The organism is Bacteroides luti, from assembly GCF_900128905.1.
Taxonomy (GTDB): domain Bacteria; phylum Bacteroidota; class Bacteroidia; order Bacteroidales; family Bacteroidaceae; genus Bacteroides; species Bacteroides luti.
The window spans coordinates 243,941-255,562 of the sequence record NZ_FQTV01000001.1; the positions used below are offsets into that span (position 1 = coordinate 243,941).

An 11,622-nucleotide genomic window follows, 5' to 3' on the forward strand; every position below is an offset into this window, starting at 1 on the left:
ATTAGTTTACAATAAACTTATATCCAATTCCTCGAATATTTATTATACGAATTCTTTCGTCTTTGGATAGTTTATGGCGCAGTTTGGTAATAAAAACTTGTAAGCTACGAGAATTAAAGAAGCTATCATCGCCCCAAAGTTCAATAAGCAAGCTCTGTGTGCTTACTACTTCATCTATATTATCACAAAAGCGTTTTAATATTTCTGATTCCCGATGAGATAATTCAATAGAAGATCCTGAGAATGAAAGTTGTTGAGTGACAGAATTGAACGAATAATTACCAATAGAAAAGATTGTATTTTTCTTCTCTTCAACGAAAGACCTGCGCACTAAAGCCTTTATTCTGACAATGAGTTCCTGCATTCCAAAAGGCTTTTTCAGATAATCATTGGCACCTAATTCAAACCCTTCAACAACATCATTAATGGCTGAACGAGCTGTGAGAAATAGTACTGGTGTAGTCTTGTCTGTTTGGCGGATACGACGTACCATCTCAAATCCATCCATTTTTGGCATCATAACATCTGCCACCAATACATCTGGATTAATCTGCATAAATAGACGCAATCCCTCCTCTCCGTCCTTGGCTGTGGTGATAAGAAACTCCTTTTCCTCGAGCGTATCTTTAATAATCATTGAAAGCGTTTGCTCATCTTCAACCAGTAAGACCTTTATTTTCTCAGTTGTTTTCATGTTGCGGCAGTTTTAATATAAAAGTAGATCCTTTTCCCAAAGCACTCTTCACCTCAATGCTCCCTCCCATTTTTTCGGTAAGCGTTCTTACATAGAAAAGGCCAAGACCAAAGCCTTTCACATTATGAAGATTGCCAGTTGGCACTCTGTAGAATTTATCAAATATATGTGTCTGTTTTTCTGGAGCAATACCAATTCCTTTATCGGTTACTTTCACAGAAAGTTCATTTCCTTCATCTTCTATAAAAATAGAAACATCAGCTTTATCTGGAGAATATTTCACAGCATTATCCAGCAGATTGCTAAGAATATTATAGGTATGTGCACGGTCGGCATTGATAGTGAGCTCTTCCGGTTCTACCGACAAAGTAAAACTAACCGGTTTATCTGCTTTTATTTTATGTTGTTCTATCAGATTGTCGGCAAGCTCTTTCATCTGTATAGTTTCTGGATTCAGACGGAATGTTTTCCGCTGCTCCATGCTCATGGAAAGAATCTGTTCAACCAGTCCGCTGAGTCTTTGTAACTGTTCCATACATATTCGGAGATACTTTTCGCGTTTATTCTTATTGTCTATAATATTGAAATTAAGCAATGCGTCTGTTGCCGCATAAGTTATGGCTATGGGAGTTTTAAGTTCATGCGTAATGTTATTAGTGAAATCCGATTTCATTTCATCTACTGTTTTCTGCATCAGAATTGTTTTGATGAGATACCAGAATGAAAAAGAAAGAATAACAAGGATTATAAATGAAGTAAGAAGTATACCCGTCATCTGCTTAAGAATCATACCATCCGTAGGTTCGGTGTAAACCTGATAAGCGTGCGCTCCCATAACATCATACTTTAGCTCGTACATCTTTAGCTTTTTTTTATCCATATAGGCCGGCAAAGATGAAGCTTGTACTTTATGAGTTTTTGTATTTACAATCTGAGTATAGTGATGAATATTAAGATTATATTTCTTCAGTTCAACATTCATTATACTATCAAAGTCGTGAAGATTTATTCCTTCAACATTAATATCAATAGCCGAATGTAAACCTTGCTGCATTTGTCTTAACATGGCTTCCATGGAATTCTGATCTTTTCCAATATTAATGCTGTCATTTACAAGATTATTACCTTGAAGAATTCTTTCGTTTTCATATATAGCGTTGTCTCTCCTCATTGTTTTTTTTATAACAATATGGCTAGTTTTATTGACTTCCCCTTTCTTAAATGATGTGGAATAAGATACTTCACCATGTACATCGGCTTTTACACCCGTTACCCGTTGTTTATTCTCTTTTGTACTTAACCGATCGGCACGCATGAATAGTTCAATGTGATCAGCATTCTTTATTGCATTTTCAATATTTGTATCAGTTTGCCTGCTTGTGGTATGATAAAAGCTTACCAGCCAATATGCCTGATAAATGAAAACTCCTGTAAGTGACAGGATAATTAACAACGCTATTATTTTAAAAGGTAATTTCATGTTCACAAAAATAGATATTACTTATATACAATCTTCATTTTGATAAGACTAAATAACACTATATAATCAATTGATAACATAGATGTCTTCATTTTTTGCTGACTTTTGCTGCGTAAACAAAATAAACACAATATGAAAAGATTATTTGTGATAACATTTTTATTTTATTTTTGCTTGGGGATGAAAGCTCAGGTTAGTGATACAACATCCGTTGCTATTGACAGTGTTCTGCATAATTTGCCCGAGGTTATGGTTAAAGGAGAACGTCCAATGGTTAAGGCTTCCGAAGGTAAACTCATTTATGACTTGCCACGTATAGTAAGTAATCTAGCAGTTGAGAATGCTTATGATGCTATTAAAGAACTTCCCGGAGTGATGGATCAGCAAGGCTCATTAACCTTGGCCGGATTATCTGTTAATATAATAATAAATGGCAAGGTTAGTACCATGAGTGCTGAACAGCTTACAGCATTACTAAAAAGCATTCCTGTGTCGAGGATAGAAAAAGCTGAAGTGATGTATGCTGCACCGGCAAGGTATAACGTGCGTGGAGCTGTGATTAATCTGATCTTGAAATCGGGTATGGGACAGGCTACTTCGCTTGTGGGAGAACTTTATTCTGCATGGACTCAGAGGCATTATGAGAATTTTGAAGAAAGAGGTAGTGCACTTTTCTCCTCTGAAAAGCTTTCGGCAGATATTCTTTACAATTATAAAAACGAACGTGAATACTCTGGTAACGACAGATTTAATAAGCATCTGTTCAATGGTACTGAATATAATCTGAGACAGATTACCAATGGAAATTCAAGTAGTGAGGATAATAATGTGCGATTAGGTATGGACTATTCATTTACTAAGGATAATATTTTAAGCTTTGTCTATTCCGGGCAGTTCTCAAACGGATCTTATCATAATGCTACTACGGGGTCAGAGGTAAGTAAAGCAAATAAATACGATGACAGTCAACTTCATAATCTGAAACTAGATTACCAGTCATCATTTGGAATGAAGATGGGTTCGGAGTTCACTTACTATAAAAATCCATGTTCACAGCTATTTTCAGGTATAATGAATAACACAAGCACTCATTTCTTATCTGAAGATCAACAAAGGATCAATAAATGGATGCTCTATATTAATCAAAACCACAAATTACCTGCCGGCTGGGGGATAAATTATGGTGTGCAATACACTACATCTACCGATAATAGTTTCCAGTATTACTTTGATGACGTAACAGGAGACTATATACCTACAAATTCCATGGACAGCAGACATAAAGAGCATACGTTCAATGGCTTTGCCGGATTCAATAAGAATTTTGGAGAAAAACTATCCATTGATGCATCTCTTGCTGCTGAGCATTATAAAACTGCAGTCTGGAATGAGTGGACACTTTATCCAACTCTCAATGCTACTTATACCCTTAAACCGGGACAGATTTTACAATTATCTTTCTCCGGCAACAAGCAATATCCCTCTTACTGGAGCACCAATAATACAATCAGCTATGTAAGTAGCTATGTAGAAGTACAGGGAAACCCTTATTTAAGGCCTTCTCGTGAATACGAGACAAACCTTACATACATTCTGAAAAGCAAGTATATATTTTCTGCATTCTTCAATCATGTACCCGATTACTTTATACAACTCCCCTATCAGTCACCCGACAGATTGACGCTGGTTTATAAATATCATAACTTTAATTATCAGCAGCAAGCCGGATTACAGACTGTTATTCCGTTTAAGGTGAAAGAGTTTCTTAATTCACGACTTACGGTTGTAGGTTATTACAAACGTGAAAAGGATAATGATTTCTACAATATTCCTTTTGACCGCAGCAGGTATTCATTTATGGTAAATATGAACAATACATTTACAGTTTCCTCAAAACCAGATATCAAATTTATGCTTACCGGATTCTATCAGAACGGAACTATTCAGGGAATATACGATTTGAGTCGTTCATACAATGTAAATACGGCGTTGAGGTGGACATTCGCAAATAAACATGCACAAATAACCTTGAAAGGAGACGATTTATTCAATACGAATCTTATCAAAACCAGTATAGATTATGCCGATCAGTTCAGCACAATGAAGACTCTTATGAATAATCGCGCTTTAACCCTTTCATTCAGTTATAAGTTTGGCAATTACAAGGAAAAATCACGCAAAGCTGTTGATACTTCCCGGTTCATTAAATAGAGACTCTTATGTTTAACTTCATTTATATCACTTCTTTAATCTGAGCTCGTAAAGGTCATTCCTTCTATCCTTCAGGTTTCTTACACTGCCGTAGGTATGGAGCTCGTTAAGCAAGTTCAAATCCACATCAGACACCAGGATCATTTCGGTGTTTGGTGTGGCTTCGGCACATTTCCCATCAGTAGGGAATGCAAAATCGCAAGGAGTGAATACCCCGGATTGCGCGTATTGTATATCCATATTGTGCACGCGTGGCAGATTACCCACACTTCCTGCTATAACTACAAAGCATTCATTTTCAATTGCACGGGCTTGAGCGCATATTCTTACGCGGGAATAACCGTTTTGTGTATCGGTAAGAAAAGGAACAAAGAGTACCTGCATTCCCTGATCGGCCATGATGCGGGTCAGTTCGGGATATTCCACGTCATAGCAAATCAATATTCCTATCTTCGCACAATCGGTATCAAAAGTTTTAATTACCTTTCCGCCCGAGAGTCCCCAGCTTTTAGTTTCATCGGGAGTTACATGAATTTTCTCGTAAGTCTCATAAGTACCGTCTCTGCGGCAAAGAAATCCCACATTGTAGAGGTCATTTCCACGAAGCTGCGGCATACTTCCGGTAATAATATTTATGTTGTAGCTGATTGCCAGGTTTATAAAGCGCTTCCTCATTTCATTGGTATATTTAGCAAGCTCACGAATGGCCTGAGATTCACCCAGATGATTGAATTTTGCCATCAGTGGTGCATTGAAATATTCCGGGAAAAGAATAAAATCACTTTTATAATCGGAAACTGCATCCACAAAGAATTCTACTTGTTCGAATACATCGTCAATAGTTTTGTAAGAGCGCATCTGCCATTGCACCAATCCCAGTCTGATAGTGGTTTTCTGAGGAACAAACTCTTGTGTTGGTGGCTGATAATAAATATTATCCCATTGCAAAAGGCAGGCATAGTGGCAAGATTCTTCGTCATTAGGCAGATAGTTAGTCATCACCTTACGCACGTGAAAATCGTTTGATAGCTGAAAGGTAAGTACCGGATCGAAGATCTCTTTCTTACTGACTTTATGTATATACTCCTTAGGACGCAAATCCTGAGCATATTTGTGATAATTCGGAATTCTACCACCGAACATGATAGCCTTCAGGTTCAGCGTTTCACAAAGCTCTTTGCGGTAATCATACATTCTTCTGGCCAGTCTGAGGCCACGGAATTCAGGATGAATAAAGACCTCTATACCATAGAGAATGTTTCCCTCCGGATTATGTGTGTTAAACGTTTCCTGTCCCGTAACAGAAGCATAAGTATGATCGTTTTTTACCATATCGTAATCAACGATAATGGAAAGCGCACATCCCACTATTTTGTTGTCTGCAACCACCACAATCTGTCCTTCCGGAAAAATTGTGATTAACTTTTCTATTTGTTCACGCGACCAAAAGACGTCGCTTCCATCTGAATATGTTCTGGTAAATGATTGTGAGAGTTGGGCATAATCGTCCAGCTGCAGAGAACGTATTTTTACTTTGCTTATTTTATGCATAGGTTCCATAGCTGATACATTTTATTTGATATATAAAGAACAAAAGTACAGTAAATAATCCGAAATACATTCGCCTATGGTTAGATTTCTGTTTTTATAGATCTGGTTCTGCTGGAACAGAGAACTAGTTTGAAAGAATCTCTTTTCGTAATTAGTTTATTAAAAGGTGATTTTACATCAAATTGCATAGGATAAAAGTCACATTTCAATCAAAGAAACAACTATATTTGTTTCTTGAAAACTACTATATCCCTTTGTTAAAATAAAGCATTAATACGCTATGAAACACATATTTCGCCCATTCTTCCTATTTATTTGTTGTGAAGCTACCTTTTCTCCTGTCTTTGCCGAAGATTTTCCTTTAATAATGCAAGGCAAAACAAACACAGTCTATTTAAATAAAAGTGAAAAGCCGGTAGTACAAACAGCTATGGATATGTTTTTATCGGATATGCAAGAGGTATCAGATAAGAAACCCGTAACTGGAAATTCACTTGATAATGCTTCAATAATTGTTGCAACAATAGGAAAATCAATTGAAATAGATGAATGGCTGAAGAAACAAAATATTTCTACTGCAGATATTAAGAACAAGTGGGAAGCTTTCAAAATAGAAGTTCTTCAGAAGAATAATCGTTCTTGTCTTGTAGTATTGGGCAGTGATGAACGTGGAACTGCATACGGAATATTGGAACTCTCTCGCATTATAGGTGTTTCTCCATGGTGCTGGTGGGCTGATTCTGCACCTGCTAAGAAAAAAAGCCTTAGTCTTCCCGAAGGTTATGTGAATGTACAGCAACCATCTGTACAATTCAGGGGAATTTTCCTGAATGATGAAGATTGGGGATTAATGCCGTGGAGTAGCAAGAACTTTGAAGCAACCCCTGTCAAAGGTCAGATTGGCCCAAAAACCTACGCTAAAATATTTGAATTATTGTTGCGCCTTCGTGCAAATACCATCTGGCCTGCTATGCACGAATGTACTGTTCCGTTTTATTTTGTGAATGGCACAAAAGAAATGGCCGATAAATATGGAATTGTTATGGCAACTTCTCATTGCGAACCGTTAATGAGAAATAGTGCCGGAGAATGGGATTCTAAAAGATACGGTGAGTATAATTACCTCACTAATAAAGATTCTATTATTTCTTACTGGACAGAACGACTAAAAAAGGTTGGCCAGTCAGAGAACATCTATACGATTGGAATGAGAGGGGTTCACGACGGTCAGATGCAGGGAGTAAAAACGCTGGATGAACATACCAAAGCTTTAAATCAGGTAATTCAGGATCAGAGAAATTTATTATCTCGCTACGTTAATGCCGATGTAACTAAAGTGCCTCAAGTATTTGTGCCATACAAAGAGGTATTAAGTGTATACGATAATGGATTACAAGTGCCGGATGATGTAACATTGATATGGTGCGACGATAACTATGGTTACATAACCCGACTTAGTAATGAGCAGGAAAGAAAGAGAAAAGGCGGATCTGGTGTTTATTATCATATTTCTTATTGGGGACGTCCGCACGATTATTTGTGGCTTTGTACTACTTCAACGGCTCAGATTTATACAGAAATGAAACGTGCCTGGGATTATGGCGCACAAAAACTATGGATTCTAAATGTAGGCGATATTAAACCGGGAGAATATGATATTGAATTCTTTATGGATTTGGCATGGAACATTAATAATGTTCATCCAAACAATATTTCCCAGCATTTAGAGAACTGGCTTACAAGAGAATTCGGTTCTGAAGCTGGAAGTGAACTGACTCCATTGATGGATAAATATTATCAGTTGGCTGATATTCGTAAACCGGAACACATGGGCTGGAGCAGAGTGGAAGAACCATCCGTTCCAGGAAATAAAACTCCGGTAATTGATACGGAATTCAATCCGTTTGTTTTTGGTGATGAGTTACAGAAACGTGCAAATGAATACTCTGTTCTGGCAAATAGAGTGAAAGAAATTGGTGAGAAGATCCCGGTTGAACAACGCGAAGCATATTTCGAACTTGTTCAATATCCCGTTTGTAGTGCTGCTGCTATGAATCATAAACTTTTGTATGCACAAAAAGCCCGCCTTTTTGCCCGCTATAAATTGCTTGCAGCTAATGAATATGCTAACTTAAGCACCAAAGCGTTTAATGAGATTGCTCAAATGGCGCAGACTTACAATACGGATATTCAGGACGCTAAGTGGAACAGAATGATAGATATGAAGCCTCGTAATCTACCGGTTTTCCAACCTTCTGTATTACCTGATAAAATACTTTCCCAGTCATCTGCTCCGGCTTTGGTTTGGATAGAGGGCGACAGTATCCCATTGGAAATGGAATGTCCGGTTAATCTTATTACTTTGGTACGTGGTGCGAATAATCAAACGTTTATATCGTTATTCAACAGAAATAATAAACCAACTAAATGGAAGGTGGAAAAGGCTCCGAAATGGTTAAAGATTAAGGAGGTAGATACAACGCTAAAGTTTGAGAAAAAATTAGTAGTCAGTGCCGACTGGAAACAAATTACTGATGATTTCCTAGGTATTTGCTTGTTGACTGTAGACGATAAAATGTACCAGTTAAACGTATGCACGCAGAATATAAATCCTGGCATACTGACCGAAGCAAACGGAATGATTGCCTGTAATGCAGCAGATTATAAATCGGCATCAAAGGGAACTCAGATTATTCAGGGATTAGGTCACAGTGCTAAAGCTGTTTCTCTTCCACAGAATGGTGAAATTACTTATGATGTTTACACAACTTCTACCGGAGAAGTGTCTTTAAAAGTTGCATTAATACCCGGCCATCCGGTAAATGGTGGTGATATTCGTTATGCTGTTTCCATAGACGATGAAAAGCCGCAGGTTGTTTCTTACAAAACCGGATTCCGCACAGAGCCTTGGAAAATAAATGTACTGAGAAATCAATCGCTGAATACTACTCTTCATAAAATAAACATTCCGGGAAAGCACACCATTCGTATCAGTGCACTCGACCCGGAAGTTATTGTTGATCAGCTTATGCTTGATTTCCAGAAAGGAAGAAAGTTCTATCAGATTCCTGTTGAAGCAACAATGAATAAATAGAAAAGAAAAAACAACATAAATAATAATATAATCGTTGCCCAATACCAGTAATGCTTTGTCCAGGCAATATTACAACCAAGGCATACCAAAAACAGAACTATAGCTGCTATTGGAAATAATATTATTTCAGAAAATATCATTAATAGCCACCGATCTCTAACATTGCTAGGAAAAAATTGTTCCATATATAAACACAGAACAAAAAAGAAGAAAGAAAAAATTAATCCTTCTATAAATAATATTAACGGATTGCGGCTAAATATTGAATTTTCACATTGATCTTTTCTCAAAAGAGGAAAGATCACGAATACTATTATTGGAATTATATTTATAATGCCGACGATTATATTAATACTATTCTCTTCCATATTATTATATTCCCAACGGAATATTGAGTAAATACCAAACGACGAAAAAGGCTGTCCAGAATACTAATATAGCAAGCGAATAGCGCCAGGTATATTTCAGTAAGGAACTGTAATTAGCCTGTTTATCGTATTGCTGCATATAAGCCAGAATTAAAGGCATATAGAACAAGAACGGCGTAATTGCATTAGTGGCACTGTCTCCAATACGGAAAGCACACTGGGTTAAGTCGGGGTTTATTCCCATTGCGGCGAACATCGGAACAAAGATGAAGGCCATAAAGGTCCACTTTGCCGTTGCAGAAACCATGATGAGGTTTATTACCGTTGTAAATAGAATAAATAACAGCAAAGTAACAAAGCTATTTGTGTGAATTGATGTCAGAAGGTTTGCTCCCATAATAGCCAGACATTTGTCCAGACGGGAGTATTCGAAACAAGCAAACATCTGTGCCGCAAAAAAGGCAATAACAAAATACACCCCCAGCAACTGCATAGGGTGCGATAGTCCGGTTATTACGTCAGAATCTCTGCGGTAGCGTCCGGATGCAAAACCATAGATGGTTCCCATTAAGCCAATGCCAAAGGATATAAGGAATAATACTCCAAAAATAAATGGAGAGCGAGTTAAACTACCAGTTATCCCTCTCAAAATTCCCCACGGAGAAAAGGTTGCCAAAACAATGATCAGCGTATAAATAAATCCGGCTCCGAGAGATATTATTAATGCACGTTGCTCTTTTTTTGTGAGCGATTTATAATTATCATAAGGTGCATGCCCAGTGTATTCGCCTAACTTTGGTAAAAGACTCTTTTTTGTAATAAAGTAAATTACTGCTGTAACAACAAACGTAGAGACAAACATGAAATAGTAGTTCGACAGTGCACCTATGTTTCCTTGATAAGTAGTCATGTTTGCAGCTGCTTCTTGGGTTATTCGAGCCAGAATAGGATCGAGTGTACTAACAAACAGATTTGCACTAAATCCGCATGCTACGGATACGTATGCGGTTACTATTCCTGCTACGGGATGTAGTTTGACCGACTGGAACAGTGTAGCAGCAATTGGTATAAGAATTATATATCCTGCATCTCCCACAATATTTGAAATAACTCCAAGCAGGATTACGACTAGGATTACCCCCTCTTGACTGGGGTGTTTTCTCAAACTTCTTCTTATACAAGCTCCTATAAAACCTGAATGCTCTGCCACACCTACACCAAACATGGCCACCATTACCATACCCAAAGGAGCAAATCCGGTAAAGTTTGTCACCACATGACGCAGTAACCAGCGGATTCCTTCGGGACCTAAAAGACTTTGTGCGCGGATAACTTCACCCGTCTGAGGATTAATCACGCGAAGTCCGTAGATATCAAATATCCACGAAAGCATGACAACTGCTACGGTGAGCAGTAAAAACATGGTAGCCGGGTGAGGCATTCGCAATTTATTCTTCATCTGCTTCAAGATTATCAAGATCTATGATACGAAGTTCAAGTGCACGAACCACCAAACGAGTGGCATTCACTCCTACCCGTTCACCGGGGCCAAACAGACGTGCAACCAAGTCATTTTGTCGTTTCTCCAAAGATTTTACTCCGAAAGGCATACCTTTCAGATTGGCAATCATATCTTTGGTATATCCTAAGGCAAGGTGGCGAAGGAAACGCTCATCATATTCGTCAATATCATAGTCTATTACAGCTTCCTGACGCAAAGCATCGTTGGTTACTGACTTCTTGAAACGATCTACAATCTTTTCCAGAATAGGATAATTGAAGACCAGTTTTTTTCCATCCATTACAGCCTGAACATCTGTCTTGGTAAGCAGTTCTCCTGTCTTCAGAATTATTCCGTCCGCTCCCGCATTAAGTACATCCACCCACAGTTTTTCGTTGAGCACTTCGCCTGTAAAAATCAAGACCCTTACATCTTTGTACTTTTTACGTAGGTTTTTGCAGATATCTACACCAATGGTTGTTGAACCTCCTAACCCAAGATCGAGCAAAACCATGTCGGGCACCTGAACCTCTATCAGCGGCCAGAATTCTTTTTCGGTCATCGCTGTACCAATTACTTCGGCATTGGGTATTTCGTGACGAAATATCTCTTCAGTTCCTTTAAGCTCCAGCTTTACATCTTCTACAATGATAACTTTAAATTTCTTATCTTCCATTGTTTCTTTATACTATATTTAATACGTTTATTCTTTATTTATTTTTA

At 37.8% G+C, this 11,622-nt stretch carries 7 protein-coding genes; 2 read left to right on the forward strand and 5 right to left on the reverse strand.

Annotation, left to right across the window (positions count from 1 at the left end):
- Nucleotide 1 precedes the first annotated feature (1 nt).
- Both BUC21_RS01090 and BUC21_RS01095 read right to left on the reverse strand, forming a co-directional pair.
- Nucleotides 2-694 (reverse strand): response regulator transcription factor, encoded by a 693-nt coding sequence (locus tag BUC21_RS01090; protein WP_073398668.1) that lies wholly within the window; start codon nucleotides 692-694, stop codon nucleotides 2-4.
- Complete coding sequence (locus tag BUC21_RS01095) at nucleotides 681-2,174, reverse strand: sensor histidine kinase (protein ID WP_073398669.1); 1,494 nt, start codon at nucleotides 2,172-2,174, stop codon at nucleotides 681-683. The genes BUC21_RS01090 and BUC21_RS01095 overlap by 14 nt, the downstream gene beginning before the upstream one ends.
- A gap of 132 nt (nucleotides 2,175-2,306) precedes the next feature.
- On the opposite strand from BUC21_RS01095, the gene BUC21_RS01100 reads away from it, so the two are divergent.
- Entirely contained in the window at nucleotides 2,307-4,385 is a 2,079-nt protein-coding gene (locus tag BUC21_RS01100; protein ID WP_073398670.1) for an outer membrane beta-barrel family protein, read from the forward strand.
- 27 nt (nucleotides 4,386-4,412) lie between these two features.
- Here BUC21_RS01100 and BUC21_RS01105 read toward each other — a convergent pair whose 3' ends face one another.
- Nucleotides 4,413-5,945, reverse strand: coding sequence for a carbon-nitrogen hydrolase family protein (locus BUC21_RS01105; RefSeq protein WP_073398671.1), 1,533 nt, complete (start codon nucleotides 5,943-5,945; stop codon nucleotides 4,413-4,415).
- Nucleotides 5,946-6,216: 271 nt separating this feature from the next.
- On the opposite strand from BUC21_RS01105, the gene BUC21_RS01110 reads away from it, so the two are divergent.
- Nucleotides 6,217-9,030 carry a glycosyl hydrolase 115 family protein gene (locus BUC21_RS01110; RefSeq protein WP_073398672.1) on the forward strand — a complete coding sequence of 938 codons (2,814 nt, stop codon included), beginning with the start codon at nucleotides 6,217-6,219 and terminating at the stop codon, nucleotides 9,028-9,030.
- A gap of 372 nt (nucleotides 9,031-9,402) precedes the next feature.
- On the opposite strand, the gene BUC21_RS01120 is transcribed toward BUC21_RS01110, so the two are convergent.
- Together BUC21_RS01120 and BUC21_RS01125 are read right to left on the reverse strand one after the other, a co-directional pair.
- Nucleotides 9,403-10,857 carry an AbgT family transporter gene (locus BUC21_RS01120; protein WP_139261173.1) on the reverse strand — a complete coding sequence of 485 codons (1,455 nt, stop codon included), beginning with the start codon at nucleotides 10,855-10,857 and terminating at the stop codon, nucleotides 9,403-9,405.
- Complete coding sequence (locus BUC21_RS01125) at nucleotides 10,847-11,575, reverse strand: DUF5932 domain-containing protein (RefSeq protein ID WP_073398674.1); 729 nt, start codon at nucleotides 11,573-11,575, stop codon at nucleotides 10,847-10,849. Before BUC21_RS01125 ends, BUC21_RS01120 begins: the two co-directional genes overlap by 11 nt.
- Nucleotides 11,576-11,622: the final 47 nt, after the last annotated feature.

Coding starts and splice junctions, on each gene's coding strand:
- BUC21_RS01090 (WP_073398668.1), bottom strand. CDS start 694: ATGAAAACAACTGAGAAAATAAAGGTCTTACTGGTTGAAGATGAGCAA.
- BUC21_RS01105 (WP_073398671.1), bottom strand. CDS start 5,945: ATGGAACCTATGCATAAAATAAGCAAAGTAAAAATACGTTCTCTGCAG.
- BUC21_RS01110 (WP_073398672.1), top strand. CDS start 6,217: ATGAAACACATATTTCGCCCATTCTTCCTATTTATTTGTTGTGAAGCT.
- BUC21_RS01120 (WP_139261173.1), bottom strand. CDS start 10,857: ATGAAGAATAAATTGCGAATGCCTCACCCGGCTACCATGTTTTTACTG.
- BUC21_RS01095 (WP_073398669.1), bottom strand. CDS start 2,174: ATGAAATTACCTTTTAAAATAATAGCGTTGTTAATTATCCTGTCACTT.
- BUC21_RS01125 (WP_073398674.1), bottom strand. CDS start 11,575: ATGGAAGATAAGAAATTTAAAGTTATCATTGTAGAAGATGTAAAGCTG.
- BUC21_RS01100 (WP_073398670.1), top strand. CDS start 2,307: ATGAAAAGATTATTTGTGATAACATTTTTATTTTATTTTTGCTTGGGG.